The organism is Fontimonas sp. FW305-C-3, assembly GCF_058783185.1.
In genome coordinates this window covers 873,996-891,662 of record NZ_JBYSYK010000001.1, presented here as the reverse complement: position 1 = coordinate 891,662, position 17,667 = coordinate 873,996, and the positions used below count along the sequence as shown (strand labels likewise).

Here is a 17,667-nt window from a genome sequence, read left to right as displayed (position 1 = left end):
CGCGCGTCTAGGTCTGCTGGCGGAAGTGCCGGTAGAAGCTGAGGAACCGCCCGGCACCGCGCTCCAGATAGCGATGGCCAGTCAGAATCAGATCCGACGGCAGGATATCGACGCCAGCGACGGGGATCGCGTCCAGGCGTTCCTGCTTGCGGCCCACTGCGATCCAGGACTGCAAAGGATGCGGCCAGTCCAGCTTGCAGCCCACCAGCCCGGCCGCGTGAATCGCCTTCTCCATCGTCGCCCAGCTGAAACGATTGAAGCCTGGGTAGACCCATTCATCCTGGTATGCGTCGGCCTTGGCGTCGACGAACGTCGCAATCAACAGACCGTTCTCGTCGAGCGCCTGCGCGACTGATTTCATGCACGCCGCCAGCTGCGTGTAGCCGGTATGGCTGAAAATCGAATGCGCCATCATGTAATCGAACTGACGCCCGAATCCAGTCAGGTCGAAGTTGTCGTTATGCCGGAACTGCGGCTTCTTCAGCGCAATCTGGTCGCGGCCGACTTCCTTGTCGATCGCACTCTCGATCAGCCAGGGATTCGGCTCGATGCCGCAGTAGTGCTCCGGCGCGAGGTACGGCATGAACAGGCGACCGCCACGCAGGGCGCCACAGCCGATATCGAGCAGATAGTGCTGCTCGCGCATCCCGAGCATCGTCAGCAAGCTGAACTGCAGGGCGGCAACCTTATCGTAGTAATCGTCAGGCCCTACGTACGATCGATGGTCGCCAACCTCGGGCGCAACAGCGGCGCGATGTTCGACCATCCGTCCGCGTGCCGTTGCTCTCGCTGTCTCGATGTCCTTCGCGCTGACCTTCGGCAAATCATTCTCCGCGGAATCCCGAGTCACTGATGCCCCCTTGGAAAGCCATTTCTGAGCTTCCTTGCTGACCTGTCCATACAGGCGCGGTTGAACTGCGGACGGCGCATACGGAACGCCGAGAATCTTTTCGTATTGCTGCCGGTAGACCTGAATCTCGTTCGGCACATCGGCCGCCGGGCGATTGGTCATGATGCCGCCGTGAATCTGGTGGAAACTCGCTTCGCCGAGCAAAGTCAGCTGAGTCGTGTCCGGCAAATCCAGGGCGCGCTTGTAGAAATCCAGATTGAGGAAGCCGCCCCCCGGAAGATCGAAGCGCTCGTCGTAGCCGCCAAGCTCGTCATACAAGGCGCGCGACATGAAAAGCAGATTGCTTTCCGCCATCGGCGAGAGCCAACCACCCTGGCTCGAGCCGGCGGGCGCGCTGATGCCGAACAACCGATAGCCGTCCTGCTGCCACTGCGCCTTGTCCAGCAACTCGTCTTCGACGGCCTGGCAGTAACCTTTCGCGGGTGACTTGGTCTGGATGTCCGGCCCGAGGTGAAAGCCAATCGTCCCCGCCACTGCGCGCGGGAACGCCTCCAGACATTCAAGCGCGAGCTTGGCAACGCCCGGAGATGCAATGCGTGCGCCATCGATCAGGATGCCGATGTGCTTACCGCGCGAACGCGCGACGCCGCGGTTGATCGCATGCGCCGGCGACGGCGGCGCCTTGTCGATCCGCAGGTAGTGAAAATTCTCGCCAAAGCCCGCGACCATCGCCGGGTCCAGCGGCTGCGTGGAGCCATTGTCGACCGCAATGACTTCGAGGTCGCCGGCACTCAGATCGCGCTGGTACGCCAACGACAGCGAATGCAGTGTCCGCGGTGCTTCGCGATGCATGTTGTAGAACACCGCGACAATGGACAGCTTCGGCTGCCTGGCTTCCGTCTGACTCATTCCGCAATTTCCTGCAGTTGCGCATAGAGCGCGATGTCCTTCGCGCCGAGGCCATCGGCTGCACTGGCCTGGTGGCTGCGCAAGGACCCTGCGAAGAACTTGAAGCCATTCTGCGGCGCTTTCAGCCCCAGGCGCGTCGCGTTGGCTTCCAGCGCCGCGCGGTAGCGATCAGGCTCCCAGTCGAAACTGAGCAGGGCAAAGCCCAGCTCGCGCTGGTAGCGAAGCAAGCGCGTGTTGTACTCGCGCCAGATTTCGTAGCCACGCTCCATCGTGAACCCATTGCGGGCGCGCAGCGAAGCGGCGACCGCAGCAGGATGACGGAAGGTGCCGACAAAACGCAGGCCCGGCAGCGACTCGCGCCAGCCATCGAGGACCAGCAGGCTGCGTGGATCCTTGAAGCCCCAGGCTTCATTGGCCGGGAAGCCGGCAATCAGCGACTCGCGCTGCTGTTGCTGCTCCGCACTCCACGTTGGCGCCGCGGGCGGCATGTCCCAGCTCCCGCCGTTGTCGCGCAGCACGAGGTCATGCAGATCCATGATCGCGCGATTTTCGCGATTGCCGCGCGCGTTGGCGGGCGCGGCGGTGTTGACGTCGCCGAGGTGGAGTCCGGCTTCCTGCAAGCAGCCAGCGAGGCAGCTGGTGCCACTGCGGTGCATGCCAAGGATGGCAATCGGTGCCGCGGCACGCGGTGTTTCAGTCGTCATTGCGAGCCCGTTCTGGCCTCTTTCGCTGAGGCACTTTGTGTTGATGGATCTCAGGCGGTCCGCGTGAATTTCAGCATCTGCTGATTGCGCGGATGATCCCAATCGCCGATGAACTCGAACTTCCAAGGGGCGGAAGCCACGCAGAAGCTGAAGTCCTCAACACGATAGTGGTACGGATCTTCCGTCGGTGTGGTGCGGATGCCGCCACGTTCGTGGACCAGCGGCGCGCTCCAGTCATGACCGGGCGGAACGATGAAAGTCGTCGCATAGAACACACCGCCGACGGCAAAGTGCGGCGCGAGGCGCTCCAGACACAGGCGGATGTGATTCAGCGGCAGATGAGTGAACACCGACTGCGCGATGCCAACATCGAACTTGCGGCCGAAACCACCGATGTCGAAGTCGCCGTTCGCGGCAAGATTAGCGAGAGGCAGCTTGCCCTGCAGGCCGGCCGGAATGATTTCCCGTTCATAGCCGGTATCCAGCAGCTCCTGCGAAATGTCGATGCCGTAATAGCCCGCGCTATCGAGATAGTTCACCAGGTGAACGCCAGCGCGGAAACAGCCGCAGCCAACATCGACAAAGGCCGCGCCGCGCGGCAGGCCCTGCCGCAACAGGAAATCCAGCTGCAGCTTGCCGATCTCGTCCCACATTCCACCGACCCAGGCGCGGTGCTGGCCCTTTTGCACGGCCTCATGCGCCTTGCTCGCGTCGTAGTACTTGTTGATGTGCTTTTCCATGGAAGCAGGCTCAATAAACGAAATGGCCCCGGAAACCGGGGCCACATTATCCATCAAAGCCGGAGAAACTTACTTCGGCTCGACGAACCACCACTGGCCGTCGACCTTGACCCAGGTTTCGTGCTGCCAGCTGGACAGCTCGATGCCTGCAGCGCCTGCCAGCGCCCGGCTCGTGATGAAAAGCAGCGTCGTTACCTTGGCTGTGTTCGGATCATCTGCGGCAATCTTGATTTCCTGGGCTTCTGCCCGATTGCGCGAAATCTGCATCGCATACTGACCATTCAGATGTCGCTGGTCGTGCGTCTTCCGATACGCAGGCGTCGCAAACGAATAGACCTTAGGGAGATCGAATTCGATCAAGCCCAGCCAGCGTTCCTGCGAGCGCTTCAGCACTGCTTTCTGCTCTGGACTCAGCGTCGACTCGTCGATTTTCTTGGAGGTATCGGTCGAGATCGGCAGGGTATACATACCGACATCGTCGACAGGACCGCTACTTTTCTTCCCGGCCGGCGTCGCTTTCGGCGCCGGGCTTGGCGCAGCGTTGGCAGCGGTCGACGTGCCAATGACGGCTCCAAGCGCCAGGATCGATAGCGCAGCAGTGACTTGAAGGCGTCGGGTGAAAGAGGACAGCTTCAGCATGTTTCAATTCTCGTCTGTTCGGATTTCTGGGGCAGGGGGACTGCAGCTTGAAAGTAGTCAGACAGTCGGGGAGGCTGCCGGTTCCTGACGCACCACCAACGTCATGGCTGCGGAGTGGGCTCGGGGTTGGGAGCTGCCTCAGGACTTGGCGCGGCAGAGGCCGCACCAGCCGGCGTCTCCATCACACGCCCAGGCGTGGGTCCAACGGGCTTGAAGACGCCGGTCGGCGCCAATTCATCAATGCGCTGCTGCACCAGCTTGCCGATCTCGTCGACATTCACCGTGTCCGGATCCGGATAGGCCAGACCACGGCGAGTCTGCAGGGCGCTGAAACGCATCTCCGCGACGATCTTGGCTTTCAGCTGCTCCTCGACTTCCTCGTAGTTCAATTGCCGGGACGGCTCCAGTCCTGTCAGCTTGATCAGGTGCACTCCATATTCCGTAGTCACCGGCTCACTAATATCGCCGACAGCCTTCAGCGCAAAGCCGGCATCCTCGAAGTCGCGCACAAGTTTGCCATCACGAACCACCCAGCCCAGATCGCCTCCCTTCTTGGCGCTGCCCTGGTCCTGCGAATTTTCACGCGCAAACTTTGCGAAATCGCTTCCCGACCTGAGCGTCTTCAAGGCGTCCTCGACGCGCTCCGGGAGGAGCTTCACCTTGCAAGGACAGCCTTGCATCTTGGTCAGGAGCACATGAGCCAGGCGACGACGCTCCGGCGTGACCAGCTTCTTTTTGTCGCGTTCGTAGCGCTCTTGCGCGAGGGTCTTTAGGGTTTCGGCATCCGGCGCTTCGACCGCGCTGCCGACCCGCTCCATCAGTGCGGTGGTCAGAACCCGGCGCCGGGCTTCAACCAAGGTAGCTGCGACCACCGGATCCTTTTCGAGCCCTTCCGCAACGGCCTGTTCGGTCAGCTCGGAAGTGGCGTGCAGATTCATTGCCAAATCCAAGCGCTTGCCCGGATCTGCCTTTAGCTCGAGCAAATCCTGAGGCGTTTTGGTCTGGAGGAACAATGCGTATTCGCCTTGTTCCATGGTCAATCCTTTCGACTGGCTCACCACGACATCACTTTTAGGTGACATTCCCGCACAGGCGGAAAGGGTGAGTCCGGTTGCTACGGCAACAACACACTGAACAATGCTGCCGGTCCGCGAATGAGATTTCTGAGGTTTCATCGAGTCAATAACAAAAGTGGCGGAAAAACCGAGGCGGCACACTAGCAAACGCCTCCTCGGGACAACAAGTAGAACGCTCGCCATGAGATTCGTTCCACAAAAAACGGCCCATAAAAAACATGCCCCGGTTTCCCGGGGCATGTTCTTGACTCTCACTGGTGCGCCCCGAGGGGCACACAGCAGCTTCAGCTTACTGCTGGATCGTACGAGCGTACGAGTGATCGGCGGCAGCAGCGTAGTTCTTCTGCGCGTTGTCCGGCAGGACGAGCGACTTGAAGTTCACGCCGATGACCGGCAGACCACGCAGACCGATGACCGACGGATCCGGCGCGTTGCCGAGGCCGAGAACCGCACCCGAGAAGGTGTCGAGGTTCAGCGACATCCAGCCGAAGGTCTGACCCTTCGCGTCGGTCGTGATCAGGTTCTTGGTCGGCACGACCAGGCGGTTCAGCGCATCGCCGAGGACCGTCGGGATGTTGCCCGCGCGATCTTCGAAGTTGATGACGGTCGTTTCGTAGCAGAGCTGGTCAACAACGGTCGGGACCGGCAGGCTCGGCGAGAACACCGGCTCTTCCTCGTCTGCACCTTCGTTGCCCTGCTCAGCGCGGTCACGCAGGTCGAAAGCAACCTGGTTGCAAGCCTTGGCCGTCGGGCGGCTGTTCGGCGTGGTCTGCGCAAAGCGCGTCTGGTACGGAGCGTACGGAACGTTATCAACGTTAGCATCGGTATCGAAGTCGACGCCGTTGTCGCCGGTGTCGTCAGCAACGCCGTAGACAGCCTCATCACGACCCTTGACCGGGATGATGTTGATGTCCAGCGCACCCGGGGCAACGTCCTTCGTGATGACCTGGAACTGAGCGCCAACACCCTGATCGACGTAGAACGCCTTCGTCGGCTGGGTCACAACCCAATCCGTCGACACGCCCAGAGCCGGGTTGACCGACCAGTCGTTGATGATGGCCGAACGCTGAATCGTCAGGCTGAGGGCATCTACGCCGCGCAGACCTTCCGTGGTGTTGCCGTACTGGGCGAAGCGCCAGTTCGGAACGATCGGGTTGACGCTGGCCGAAATGTCCTGCGGGTCATACCAGCCATTGGCAACGGCCGGGTAGGCATCGTTCAGCGTCGGTTCCAAGAAGGCATCCGGCTGCTGAGCGGTGATCAGGTTGCGGCAGCTGCCGCCAGCGACGCCAAGACCTGCGACCGGATCATCACCAGCGTTGCAATCGTCACCCGATTCACCATCCGGGCACCAGTTGGTCAGCGTGCCCGTACCCAGAAGGTCGGAATCACGCTCAATGCCGCGATGCAGCGTGCAGAGATCGTCATCGAACGGCTGGACCAGACCCTGGAGCTGGTTCGGGAACGTGCCCGTACCATTGCCCGGGTTGTAGAAGTTAGCCCAGGTCGTTGCCGAGTAGCCGACTTCCACGCCCTTGTCGATGTTGAGCAGGGCGAAGTTGAACTTCAGCGCGTTGATCGGCTCACCGAACTGACGTGCGGTGTTCGCGATGTTGGCATCGAGGAATGCCGAACGAACCGTCGGGCAGTCGTGATTTTCGATGGCGTAACCAACGTCGTTGGCGCGGCGAGCGGTAATGCCAGCAGCGTTGTAGGCGGCCGCATCTGCGAAGTCGTTCAGAGTGTCGTCAGCATAACCTTCGACGATGAACTCGATGTAGCCTTCCTTGAGACGGTCAACGGTCTGGATACCGCCGTCATCGTTGCTGTCGCCAGCATAGTCGAGGCCGCTGAAGCCACCGACGCCACCGCCCATCGAGACGGCCTGGCCGGCAGCGATGTTCGGGATGGTGCAGGTGATCAGGCCGTCGTTGTTCGGCGAGTCAACGTTGACGAATTCCGGGGTGCCGTTCGCGTTTTCACGGACGACGCCGACGAAGGTGTCGAGGGCCGACAGGGCAACCGTGAAGTCGAACACGTCGCGGCTGTTCAGGGCTTCGTGGAAGCGGACCTTGACGACGACCGGAACGTTCTGGGTGTTAACCAGATTGATCAGCGTCTGCCAGCCGTCACGGCTGGTGTAATACGGGGCAATGGCGACTTCGCCGATGCCATCCGTCGACAGATTCACTGCCGAGGCGTTGTGCGAGAAGAGCGCACCCGCGACGGCAGCTACTGCTGCTGTGCTGCGAAGAAATCTCATGACTTAGTAACTCCCAAAGGTTGATGAGCCTGGATGATCGTTCCAACTAGCCGCAGGTGCCAGGGTAACCGCTTACAGAGCATCCACAGCGAATTTTACCACCGAAACGCAGAGACTGCTATCCACACGGATAGAAATCCCGTAATGCCGGAAGCTTGCATCTGTCTTAAAACGTTGCGTCTACCCCTCCCTGCGAGACAGCTTTTCAGAACCATGCATCGAGGCCCCGCGACGAATGCGGCAAGCGCCGGGCTGGAAAGTACGCTGGCACTGTTTTGCTGTCAAGCACATCTCGTGTCGTTTGTGAAGTTGATGCGCACTGGCGCACATCCGCCCTTGCGCATACCCCCTGTTTGAGGCCCCTGCGGCTGCCCGCCAAAGCATCGACCACCCAAGTACCACGACAGTGCATTCGCAAGGATCGTGCCTGCGCCAGCTTGAAGCATGGGCAGGCACGCAACCCTTACCGAGCCGCGGCTTGCGACCGGGCGACACGCCACTTCAGCTCGAAAGGTTCGCGGCGGCGCTCTCCGCCGATGCTGGGCCAGATCAGGCTGTGCTCGACGTCCTCGGCGGCCGGCTTGCTGTAGTCGCAGACGCCGTCCGGGAAGATTTCGGCCAGCGCGGCCAGCTGCCCTTCGTTGAGCGCGCCGGCGTATTCGGCCGGATCGATCGGGCGCAGCTGGCAACGGATGTTGTCGTCGGTCATCGGCATGCCGGCGACCATGCGCGGCGTGCGGGTAACCGGCAGCGCCAGCGAGCAGACGCCAATACCGCTGCCGTCGTTGTTATAGAACTCGGGCAGGTCAACGCGCAGCGGCACATCGATGTCGAAGGCCGGGAAAGCGTCGTAGAGCGGGCCCAGCTGGGGCAGCAACGGCAGCTGGGCGAGACCCAGCGGCAGCAGGATGGCATCGGGCAGCTCCAGACGGCCGCCGATGGTGCCGAAGACGCAGCGGTCCGCTGCAGCCGCAGGCTTGGCGGCAATCACGGCCTGCGTATGGTCGCCGCCGTACTCGGGCTGGATGGCCTCCAGACTTTCCAGCCACTGCTCCATGACCGGATAGCCGTCGGCCTGGGTCACGACGCCGCGCCACAGGCCCTGCGTGTCCTTCTGCCCACTGTGCTGCTCCAGGCGCGAGCGAATGATGAAGGGGCGTACCGCCTCATGGATGTTGGCGACCGGGATCAGGTCGAGGTACGGCGCGTGGTCGAGCACCGGCGTCTCGGCGAGCGCACCGCGACCGAGCACACCGCCGATCAGGTAGCCGACGCGCGCCAGTTCGCTGTCCATGCGCATGCGTTCGTTGATGTACTTGCCGTCGATGCTGAAGCCGCCGATGTTGCGATTGACGTCAAGAAATTCCTCGGCGCTGATCTCGCCGCTACGCAGAGCGTCGAGGCCATACTGCACGCCGGTGTTGTCGAGCGGCCGCTTCGCAAAGCCGGTGCGGCTGTCCTTGCCGAAGATGTTGATGTTGGCGTCCTGCACCGTGCAGCGCACACCCTTCAGATTCGGGCCGCGTTCGTCGGTCGTTTCCGGACCGCGGTAGCGCATCTCTTCGGGGACGGCGCCACAGCCAACTTCCGGGTTCAGCAGATCGAGGAAGGCATCGACCCAGGACTGGCAGATCGCGTTGAGCGGGTTGCCAACCAGGAGGTTATGGCCGTTGACCGCCGCCCGCTTGCCGACGCTCCAGTTGAGCGGGCTGTTCTCGTAGTAGTGCTGCAGCAGGCCGCAGTCCGCCACTGTCATCGCCGTCGTCAGGATGTCCGCGAAGGAGGCGGTCGGCATCGCACCGTCGAGCAGGCCCGGCGCGCTGTTGGCGGCGTTGTACTGCTGCAGCGCGGCGCCGGAGCCGTTGGTGCCAATGACGAAACGCACCGGCCCGTAGTGATCGGTGATGTATTCCTTGGTCAGCATGGTGGTTTCCATGCTGATCATCGGATTGCAGTGATTGCCGTAGGCGCTGAGCGTATTGTGGACGATCAGATCGCCCTTGCCGAGACGATCGGCGATGCCGACCAGGTTGACCAGCAGGTTGTCGGCCGAGAATTCCGCGAGTTCCAGCGCACCAAGCACGATGTTCGGATCGCTCTTGCCCTGCTGGTAACCGACGCCGCAGGACTCGCCGAAGACGTAGTACACGCTGCGATCCCACTGCGTCGCCGCAAACGGCGCATCCGGACCGCGGGCGGCCGGGTCGTCCAGCACCGACATGCGCGCGATGCCGCGGTTGATCGTCGCGGACTCCACGCGCACGACGAACGGCACGGCGCGACCGTCCTTGGTCTCCGTCATGATCACGTCTGACGGATACGGCGCGTAGGGATCCGCAAGCTCGACGAAACCAAGCGTCTGCAGCGAGCGGTAGTACCACTTGTACTGCGTCTCGAATGTGCAGTTCTCGTCGAGCGGCTCGCCCAGCCCTGCATCGACGCTGCGGCAAATGAACGGCGTCTGGTGCGGACCAGAGATCACCGGACCGGAAATCGGGTAATTGGTGACCGCGAGATTGGCCGTGCGCACGCCCGCATCGCCCGTCACCGTCGCGGAGAGCTGGTTGCGACCCAGCCTCAGGCCGGTCACCAGACCGCGGATATCCCCGCCTTCGACGCGCTGGAAGACGGCGCTGATATCGACGCCGTTGCGCGTCACCGCGTAGCTGTCGCTGTCGGAAAGGCCGCGCAGCGCGACGAGGACGTCTCCATCGGTCACAGTGTCCGGCAGCGTCGAGAGCGTGATGATCTCGAACTCGCCGCTCGCGAGGGCCGGTGTCTTCAACGTATGGAAATCGGCGTCGACCGGGTTGCTGGTCGTGCCGCTACCGCCGCCACCTGCACTGCCGTTGACCGGCTCGCTGCTGCCGCAGCCTGCCAGCGCCAATGCACTGAATGCCGCCGCAGCCAGAAGCTGCAAGGAATGCCTGCTTTTCATCTGATCCCCCAGATCGCTGTTCCGAGTCCGGCGCCGGATTCATGTCCGATGCCTGCCGTTTTTTCAGCGTTTATTACAGCACGATGACCTACGCAGCGCTGTAGTTATTCTGTAGGGCCTGACTGGCGTTACGGCTCGCCTTGCTCGCCGGAAAAGTGTGTCCGGGTTGCCCGATAGAGCAGATACACGGCCCAAGGGAAAGCCAGCATCCACCAGCCCATCGCCTCGCCCAGAGGCAAGGCTTCCCTGAGTTCGTCGTAGCGCTGCTGCCAGATCCAGACGAACGCCGCGATGAACCCCCACTGCAGCTGGGTGGACGCAGCCCACAGCAGGCGTTTGATCCGCGAAGCGCGCCGCGAAAACAGGATCAGAATTGCCGGCGCCACCATCGCCAGCGCGGCGAGGAAACGCAGCCAGAACGAATCGGTCAGCAACCAGTGCGAGTCCAAGGGGTCAGGCCCATTTGATGCCGCAGCCCATGCTTGGCCGCTGCTTCTTGTTGGGCAGATCGCCGCCCAGCAGGGCATCGAGCGCCGCACGCAGATCTTCGCCGGTCACCGGCACGTCGTTGCCCGGGGTCGCGCCATCGAAGCGGCCGCGGTAGCGCAGCTGGTGCAGGCCGTCGAACAGGTAAAAGTCCGGCGTGCAGGACGCTTCGTAGTCCTTGGCAACGGCCTGGGTCCGGTCGTACAGATAGGGAAAGGGGTACTGCAGCTCCAACGCAACCTCAAGCATGTGCTCCGGACCGTCTTCCGGATAGCGGACCGCGTCATTGCTGGAGATGGCCACAAACCCGACGCCGCGCGGCTGGTAGGCCTTGGCCAGACGCACCAATTCGGCATTGATGTGCTTCACATAAGGGCAATGATTGCAGATGAACATCAAGACCAGCGGCTTATCCACCGCCAGCTGCACCAAGCTGATGCTGTGACCGCTGACGACGTCGGGGAGGGTGAAATCCGGCGCCATCGTGCCAAGGGCGACCATCTTTGAAGCCATCAGAGCCATGAGTGTCTGCCGTCGGGTAGATCGGAGCAGTGTAGTCGGGCAGGTCCGCCGTGGCACCCGGCCGCTGGCTGTCCGGGACCAGCTTGTTTACAATATCCGTCTATCCGTATGGACAGATAGGTGCTTACCCGCCAAGCGGGCGGCGCCCCTGCCCTTTAAGCTGCCCGTCCCCCGTCCAATCCTTGTTTCGTCCATCTTGAGGGCCACGCCGTGAGCCAGTACCTGTTTACCTCCGAGTCCGTTTCCGAAGGCCATCCGGACAAGGTTGCCGACCAGATTTCCGACGCCGTTCTCGACGCGATCATCGCGCAGGACAAGAAGGCCCGCGTTGCCTGCGAAACCATGGTGAAGACCGGCGTTGCGATCGTCGCCGGCGAAATCACGACGAATGCCTGGGTCGACCTCGAGCAGCTGGTCCGCAAGGTGATTGTCGACATCGGCTACGACAACAGCGACGTCGGCTTCGACGGCGCCACCTGCGGCATCCTCAACATCATCGGCAAGCAGTCGCCCGACATCGCGATGGGCGTCGACGGCACGAAGAAGAAGGAAAAGGCTGCCGAAGACATCGGCGCCGGCGACCAGGGCCTGATGTTCGGCTACGCCTGCGACGAGACCAAGGAACTGATGCCGGCGCCGATCTACTACAGCCATCGCCTCGTCGAGCAGCAGGCCAAGATCCGCAAGGCCAAGAAGGGCGGCCTGCCCTGGCTGCGTCCGGATGCGAAGTCGCAGGTCACGCTGCGCTACGAGAACAACGTCGCGGTCGGCGTCGATGCCGTCGTGCTGTCGACCCAGCACTCGCCGGACATCAAGCTCAAGGATCTGCGCGAAGCGGTGATGGAATCCATCATCAAGCCAGTGATCCCGGCGAAGTGGATCACCAAGACCACCAAGTTCCACATCAACCCGACCGGCAACTTCGTCATCGGCGGCCCGGTCGGCGACTGCGGCCTGACCGGTCGCAAGATCATCGTCGACTCGTACGGCGGCTGGGCCCGTCACGGTGGCGGCGCGTTCTCCGGCAAGGATCCGTCCAAGGTTGATCGCAGCGCTGCGTACGCTGCGCGCTACGTCGCAAAGAACCTCGTCGCCGCGGGTCTGGCGAAGCGCATCGAAGTGCAGGTCAGCTACGCGATCGGCGTTGCCGAACCGACCTCGATCTTCGTCACCAGCTTCGGTACCGGCACCGTCAGCGATGCCGCGCTGGAACAGCTGGTTCGCAAGAACTTCGACCTGCGTCCGGGCGGCATCATCAAGATGCTCGACCTGATCCACCCGATGTACCAGGCCACCGCCAGCTACGGCCACTTCGGCCGCGCGCCTTACGACGTCAAGCTCGCCAACGGCGAGTCCTTCACCGCGTTCTCGTGGGAAAAGACCGACAAGGCCGAGCTGCTGAAGAGCGCTGCGAAGAAGCTCAAGTAAGCTTTTCCGCATCGGCAAAAAAGCCGTCGCAAGACGGCTTTTTTGTGGGCGCTCGTCAGCGAGCGCTAGCCCTCGCCAAGATTCGTCGGCAATTCCGGCGGCCTTGCTGCGAGATGGCGGTCCAGCAAATCCCGCAGCGCCGCGCGTTCGCCGCTCAGGCTCGGCTCAGCGGCGAGGTTGCGCACTTCGCCGGGATCCGCTTCCAGGTCAAACAGCATTTCGGCATCGCTGTGCGGATGACGAATGTACTTGTACGGCCCCTGGCGAATCGACGGATAGCCGATCGAGGCGCCGCAATACACCGCCCTGCCCCGCGCGTGGGCATCTCCGCGCAAGGTTGGAGATAGATCGAAGGAGTCCAGCCCGGCATGGCCAGAAACACCTGCCGCGCTGAGCGCCGTCGCAACCCAATCGAAGCTCTGCGTGGGCTCGGAGATGCGGCGCGGTCCAGCCACACCGCTTCCGGCGCAGATGAAAGGGACCTTCGCCAGATCGTCGAAGGGCACCCAAGGCACCTTGCCAAGCAGACCGCGATGGCCGCCGTAGTCGCCATGATCCGACGTGAAGAAGACGAGGCTGTCGTCGAGATCGACGTGCGAAAGAATCTCACCCATTGCGCGGTCGATCTGATGGATCAACGCGCGGATATGGTCATGCGTGCGCCGCACCGCCTGCGGATCGACAGCGGACGCCAGCCGCGGACGGAAGCGCCCCTTGTACTCGGAGCGGCGCAGGAAGGGCGCCAGGTTTTCCGTTTCGCGATAGTCCCCGGTCGGCAGTCTGGCCTCGTCGTTCGCGTACATCGACGCGTACGGCTCGGGCGGATCGTAGGGCGCATGCGGGTGCGGAAAGGACACGATCAACAGCAGCGGCCGATCCTGCGATCGGTTCTTCAGGTACTCGACCGTCTGATCGCGAACCCAGCCCGTCGGGTGATAGCGCTCTTCCAGCGGAAACGCCACCGCCGTGTTGGCGGCGGTAAATGCGCGCGCCTCCTTCGTCAGGCTCGGCCCGAACATATGCGTCACATGATAGTCGGCGTAGCCCTGCCAGAGCAGCCAGGTGTGGTAGTCGTCAATCGCGTTGCGACCGTGATTCCAGCCGTAGCTCGGCAGATGTTCGCAGGTCCGCATGGTCGTGAAGCCATGCTCGGAACGGATCGGATTGAGATGCATCTTGCCGATCAGCGCCGTGTCGTAACCGGCGGCGCGCAAGGCTCTCGCGATCGTCCAATGCCCTTCCTTGAGCGACATGCCGACCTGCGTCTCGGCGCGATGCGGTGCCAGCCCTGTGAGCAGCGAAGTCCGCGCCGGCACGCAGACCGTGGCTGCGCTATAGGCGTTGTCGAATACGACGCCGCGTTGGGCGAGCGCATCGAGAGTCGGCGTCTGGTAGTAGCCACCGCTGGCGAATCCGAGCTGGTCGGATCGCTGCTGGTCGGTCATGAACAGAACAATATTGGGCCGGCGCATAGTCGCTGGATTCTATAGGACGGCCCGTACCGGGCCGAGGCAATGTCAGCTCAGGATTCGCTGCCCAGCATCTCGCGCAGCGCAGCGACGACCGCTGCCGCACCAGGCACATCGCTGACGGTCGAGCCGGCGTCGTTGAGCGCCGACCATTCCGGCTGTGCTCGACAACGCAGCACGGCGCTGCGCAATGCTGCCGACGGCCAACCCTGGACGACGCCTCGCGCATCAGCCGGACGCAGCGGTGCGCGACTGGCGTGCCCTCGGCGCAGCAGTGCGTTAAGCAATTGCAGCTGACGCGCGGCGAGCAGAGCCAGGGTGACCTCTTCCAGCGCGTGCTCCTGATAACCCCGCAGCCGATCGAGCCAGGGCCGGCCGAAGCTGCGCACGCCGCTCCAGCCGGCGCCCAGCGTGGCACCGAGCAAAGTCGCCGCCCCCAGACTCATGCCGCCGACTGCGGCATCGACGGCAAGACCGGCGGCGCCGCCGGCAATGGCAGCGGAACCGGCGCGGACGCCGAAATGGCGCAGGGTTTCCGGGTCGAACAAATCCGCCCCCCAACGCCGCTGCTCAAGCGGCAGCGCCGGCGGCTGCCAGGTCTGCAAGTCAAAATGGAACAGCTCGAGCAGATCATCTATGCAGCGCTGCTCGGCAGCGGCGATGCGCGCGCGCAGCTGGGCCGCAGGCGCTTCCACCGGCGCTTCAAGCGCCGCCTGCACGCGCAAACCGGCGGCATCGACCAGCAACGCAGCAATGCGCCGGCAGGCGGCGTCGATCAACGCCTCGCGCTGGTTGCGACGTTCTCGTTGCAGGATGGCAATGTCATTGCGGCGCGCTTCGAGCAACACCGCAAGTTTCTCGAATACCCGGCGCTCGGCCGCATAATCGAACACCACCGTGTCGAACTCAGCGAGCACATGCAGGCCCACTCGCGCCAGATGCTGCTTCCACTGCGCTGCGTCGGCTCCTGCGTCGGCAATGAAGTTGAGTACCGGCATCAAGGGGCGGCCACAGGCGCCGAGCAGTCGCAACTCATCGCGGTGCTTGGCCAGCACCGGCTCACGCGCGTCGATCACATACAGCGCGGCGTCGCTCCTCAACAGCTGACGCAACACCTTGGCTTCCTGCTCGTAGCGACCCTGTCCGTGATCGCCGGCGAGAAATGCTTCGATCCTCGCCACCGGATCCGGGGCATCGGCATATTGCGCGTCAATCAGCTCGGTAAGTCCGCTCGCGTCTTCCAGCCCCGGCGTGTCGTAGAGCGCAAGACGCTCCGCCCCTTCGGCGAGCAAGGCAACGCCGCGCACATCGCGCGTGGTTGCCGAACGCGGCGAGACCTCACCGAACTCCGCATCGCGCGTCAGCGTGCGCAGCAGCGAGGTCTTGCCGGTGTTGGTATGACCAACCACGGCGATCTGAACCGGGCCGCTCGGCGGCACCGCTTTGCCTGCTGCATTCATCGCGGGATTCTCATGACGACTCCGCCGGCGGGTCCCAGGTCAGCACCTGCGCCTGAGCGCGCGCAGCGAGCGCGCGCCAGTCGATCAGGCGCTGTTCGCATTCCAGCGTGCCGCGCGCATGGAGTTGGCTGTAGCCCGTGAGCACCAGGAACGTCGGCGCCTCGGCCGCGGCATGCAGCGCTGTCAGATGACGCTCGACGCCACGATCCGGCGACATCGTCGCACGCACCAGCACCACCAGCGCCTGCGCCGCCTCTTCCCGCAGAGCCTCAAGCTGCGCTGCGCGGGTTGCCGCATCGTCGGCATTGCCAAGCCAGATCCATTCGACACCAGCCGGTGCCGGAGGTGCCGCGCTGCGACCATCAATCCAGCCTGCGTGCACCCGGCCTTGCGGCCAGTTCGCTGGCGACGGCGGCAGCGATTCAGCCTTTGCGTGATCTGTGGCTGGCGCGGCATCGATCACCCCGAGCGCGCGGTGTTCAGGCATCAGGCGTTGGCGCAGTCGCGCATAGCCAGGCCGACGCGGATCGGGCGTCAACGCGGCCAGCGCGCGCAGCAGCAACAGCAGGCAGACCATGAGCGCGAACACGCGCGGCACGACGGCGTAGCCGAACACCGCCGCAAGCAGCCACTGCGACCAATGCTGGCGATCACTGGCGCTGACGATGGCGTCGGCGTGCAGGCCGTCCAGCGGCACACCGAACGCGGCTGGCACTGTCGACAGAAGATGCGCGACATGGGCAACGGTGTCGGCACTGAGCAGCGTCGTGGCCCAGCTCAACTCGTAGGCGCGAACGCTCAGCAACACCGCCAGCGTCGCCAGTGCGCTGAGGCTGAAGCTCAGCCAGGCGCCGTGAGCCAACGCAGCCAGCAGCCAGCGGCCAATGCGGCCGCCGGCCAGCAGACTCATGGCTTCGCCCATCGCTTGCGCGGAGGAATGCGCATCTGCCTCGAAGCCCCCCGGCCCGCGACGCGACATTCGCAGGGCCAGCCATCGCCAAGCATCGCGCAGGTGTGCGGCGAGGCCGGGCGCCAGACGCGCGAAGCCCAGCTGCAGCAGCAGCCACAGCAACAAGGTCAGCAGATTGGCGCCAACCAGAGCGACCAGTACCAGCGGCAAACTGGCGGGCGTCGTGGCGGCCAGTGCGGCCGATGTCGCGGCGATGCCGGACAGCACGCTGAACAGCAACAGCACGAACGCCACCAGCCGTACGCTGCGCAACGAGCGCAGCAGCGCCAGACGCAGTGCAGGCGCTTCGGGTAGCGCACTCGCTCGGGTCACGATGCGCTGCGCCAAACTGCCGCCCGCACCACGCGCTGCGGCATCGGCTTCCGGCGTGTACGGCGGGTGGCCGGCAGCTTCCTCGCGCTGACGGATCAACTCGGCCAGCAGGCGCTCGGTGAGCGTCGCGGCGCTCATAGTCCGCACCAGCGGCGGGCTGTAGGCGGGAAAGTCATGGCGCCATGGTCGCATGCAGGCGGTGCAGCGGGCGATGCCCTGCCTTCGCGTAACTTCATTCGGTCCAAAAAAGCCGCCGATAACGGCGGCCTTTCATGAATCCGCATCTGAATCAGAAGTCCATCGCGAACGAGAGCGTAACGCCACTCCGACATTGGCCTGCAACTCCGGCACGCCGACGGCTTCATTGCCGTCGTTGGTGCCGCCCTGGGTCTTCACCAGCTCAGCATCCAGCAGGGTTACGCCGCCCAGCACGCGCAGTCCGCCGACGGGCTCACCGGAGGCGCTGACTTCGACACCCTGATTGCGCTGCTCACCATCCGAGTTCACGGTGCTGCCGTCAAAGCGTGAGCTCGACTGCGTAGTGCGGAACAGCGCCAATGTCGCGCCGAGCTGGCCGTACTTGCCGCCGACTTCGACCTGCTTGGCTTTGAACGGCTCCAGCCTCGTTCAAGCACCTCCATTGTGTCAGCGACGGCGACGCTTGAAGTTGCGGTCGAAACGGGCGGACGATCGCCACGCCCGTTATCGAGAATCATTATTGTTAACGAGCTGCCGAAGCGTCAATTTCTGGCGTCCTGAGGCATATCCCTATATCCGCATAAGCGGATATAATCAGGTCAAAGCCCGCGAGGGGCGCTGCGACCGTCGATCCAGGACGGCCAGGCTCGCTGGTTGTTCAATCTGCAACGGCGCCCGTTCCTGACATTCACACTAGGAGCGA

At 63.4% G+C, this 17,667-nt stretch carries 14 protein-coding genes and 1 riboswitch; of the genes, 1 reads left to right on the top strand and 13 read right to left on the bottom strand.

Going from position 1 to position 17,667, the window contains the following annotated elements:
• Positions 1 to 7 precede the first annotated feature (7 nt).
• The 9 genes from AC3WUF_RS04200 to AC3WUF_RS04160 all read right to left on the bottom strand — a co-directional run bounded on the left by AC3WUF_RS04200 (position 8) and on the right by AC3WUF_RS04160 (position 11,127).
• On the bottom strand, positions 8 to 1,759 hold the full coding sequence (locus AC3WUF_RS04200) for a methyltransferase (protein ID WP_492422723.1): 1,752 nt from the start codon (positions 1,757 to 1,759) through the stop codon (positions 8 to 10).
• Positions 1,756 to 2,463, bottom strand: coding sequence for a sulfotransferase (locus AC3WUF_RS04195; RefSeq protein ID WP_492422721.1), 708 nt, complete (start codon positions 2,461 to 2,463; stop codon positions 1,756 to 1,758). The genes AC3WUF_RS04200 and AC3WUF_RS04195 overlap by 4 nt, the downstream gene beginning before the upstream one ends.
• 50 nt (positions 2,464 to 2,513) lie before the next feature.
• The gene (locus AC3WUF_RS04190) at positions 2,514 to 3,203 is read right to left on the bottom strand and encodes a class I SAM-dependent methyltransferase (RefSeq protein WP_492422719.1); all 690 of its coding nucleotides are present in this window, start codon (positions 3,201 to 3,203) and stop codon (positions 2,514 to 2,516) included.
• Positions 3,204 to 3,272: 69 nt separating this feature from the next.
• A complete protein-coding gene (locus tag AC3WUF_RS04185) occupies positions 3,273 to 3,842 on the bottom strand; it encodes a hypothetical protein (protein WP_492422717.1) in 570 nt (189 codons plus the stop codon).
• Positions 3,843 to 3,943: 101 nt separating this feature from the next.
• Entirely contained in the window at positions 3,944 to 4,876 is a 933-nt protein-coding gene (locus tag AC3WUF_RS04180) for a peptidylprolyl isomerase (RefSeq protein ID WP_492422715.1), read from the bottom strand.
• A gap of 331 nt (positions 4,877 to 5,207) precedes the next feature.
• A complete protein-coding gene (locus AC3WUF_RS04175; protein WP_492422713.1) occupies positions 5,208 to 7,181 on the bottom strand; it encodes a hypothetical protein in 1,974 nt (657 codons plus the stop codon).
• A 463-nt stretch (positions 7,182 to 7,644) separates the two neighbouring features.
• Entirely contained in the window at positions 7,645 to 10,119 is a 2,475-nt protein-coding gene (locus tag AC3WUF_RS04170) for a DUF6351 family protein (protein ID WP_492422711.1), read from the bottom strand.
• Positions 10,120 to 10,247: 128 nt separating this feature from the next.
• A complete protein-coding gene (locus AC3WUF_RS04165) occupies positions 10,248 to 10,568 on the bottom strand; it encodes a hypothetical protein (RefSeq protein ID WP_492422709.1) in 321 nt (106 codons plus the stop codon).
• Between the two features lie 4 nt (positions 10,569 to 10,572).
• On the bottom strand, positions 10,573 to 11,127 hold the full coding sequence (locus tag AC3WUF_RS04160) for a thioredoxin family protein (protein WP_492422707.1): 555 nt from the start codon (positions 11,125 to 11,127) through the stop codon (positions 10,573 to 10,575).
• Between the two features lie 210 nt (positions 11,128 to 11,337).
• Between AC3WUF_RS04160 and metK the strand changes: the two genes are divergently transcribed.
• A complete protein-coding gene (gene metK, locus AC3WUF_RS04155; RefSeq protein ID WP_492422705.1) occupies positions 11,338 to 12,555 on the top strand; it encodes a methionine adenosyltransferase in 1,218 nt (405 codons plus the stop codon).
• A gap of 65 nt (positions 12,556 to 12,620) precedes the next feature.
• Here metK and AC3WUF_RS04150 read toward each other — a convergent pair whose 3' ends face one another.
• The 4 genes from AC3WUF_RS04150 to AC3WUF_RS04135 form a co-directional block, all read right to left on the bottom strand.
• Positions 12,621 to 14,027: a sulfatase family protein gene (locus AC3WUF_RS04150; RefSeq protein WP_492422703.1), complete on the bottom strand. Its 1,407-nt coding sequence runs from the start codon at positions 14,025 to 14,027 to the stop codon at positions 12,621 to 12,623.
• Positions 14,028 to 14,077: 50 nt separating this feature from the next.
• Positions 14,078 to 15,484, bottom strand: a complete 1,407-nt coding sequence (locus AC3WUF_RS04145) for a GTPase/DUF3482 domain-containing protein (RefSeq protein WP_492422701.1) — start codon at positions 15,482 to 15,484, stop codon at positions 14,078 to 14,080.
• Positions 15,485 to 15,494: 10 nt separating this feature from the next.
• A complete protein-coding gene (locus AC3WUF_RS04140; RefSeq protein WP_492422699.1) occupies positions 15,495 to 16,904 on the bottom strand; it encodes a DUF2868 domain-containing protein in 1,410 nt (469 codons plus the stop codon).
• A 132-nt stretch (positions 16,905 to 17,036) separates the two neighbouring features.
• The gene (locus AC3WUF_RS04135; protein WP_492423555.1) at positions 17,037 to 17,387 is read right to left on the bottom strand and encodes a TonB-dependent receptor domain-containing protein; all 351 of its coding nucleotides are present in this window, start codon (positions 17,385 to 17,387) and stop codon (positions 17,037 to 17,039) included.
• Between the two features lie 181 nt (positions 17,388 to 17,568).
• Positions 17,569 to 17,648: riboswitch (S-adenosyl-L-homocysteine riboswitch) on the top strand.
• The last annotated feature ends 19 nt before the right edge of the window (positions 17,649 to 17,667 follow it).

What these genes read in the sequence shown, in the direction of transcription:
- AC3WUF_RS04160 (WP_492422707.1), bottom strand. Translation starts at nt 11,127, where the DNA reads ATGGCTCTGATGGCTTCAAAGATGGTCGCCCTTGGCACGATGGCGCCG.
- AC3WUF_RS04150 (WP_492422703.1), bottom strand. Translation starts at nt 14,027, where the DNA reads ATGCGCCGGCCCAATATTGTTCTGTTCATGACCGACCAGCAGCGATCC.
- AC3WUF_RS04185 (WP_492422717.1), bottom strand. Translation starts at nt 3,842, where the DNA reads ATGCTGAAGCTGTCCTCTTTCACCCGACGCCTTCAAGTCACTGCTGCG.
- AC3WUF_RS04175 (WP_492422713.1), bottom strand. Translation starts at nt 7,181, where the DNA reads ATGAGATTTCTTCGCAGCACAGCAGCAGTAGCTGCCGTCGCGGGTGCG.
- AC3WUF_RS04145 (WP_492422701.1), bottom strand. Translation starts at nt 15,484, where the DNA reads ATGAATGCAGCAGGCAAAGCGGTGCCGCCGAGCGGCCCGGTTCAGATC.
- AC3WUF_RS04140 (WP_492422699.1), bottom strand. Translation starts at nt 16,904, where the DNA reads ATGAGCGCCGCGACGCTCACCGAGCGCCTGCTGGCCGAGTTGATCCGT.
- AC3WUF_RS04195 (WP_492422721.1), bottom strand. Translation starts at nt 2,463, where the DNA reads ATGACGACTGAAACACCGCGTGCCGCGGCACCGATTGCCATCCTTGGC.
- AC3WUF_RS04170 (WP_492422711.1), bottom strand. Translation starts at nt 10,119, where the DNA reads ATGAAAAGCAGGCATTCCTTGCAGCTTCTGGCTGCGGCGGCATTCAGT.
- AC3WUF_RS04180 (WP_492422715.1), bottom strand. Translation starts at nt 4,876, where the DNA reads ATGGAACAAGGCGAATACGCATTGTTCCTCCAGACCAAAACGCCTCAG.
- AC3WUF_RS04200 (WP_492422723.1), bottom strand. Translation starts at nt 1,759, where the DNA reads ATGAGTCAGACGGAAGCCAGGCAGCCGAAGCTGTCCATTGTCGCGGTG.
- AC3WUF_RS04190 (WP_492422719.1), bottom strand. Translation starts at nt 3,203, where the DNA reads ATGGAAAAGCACATCAACAAGTACTACGACGCGAGCAAGGCGCATGAG.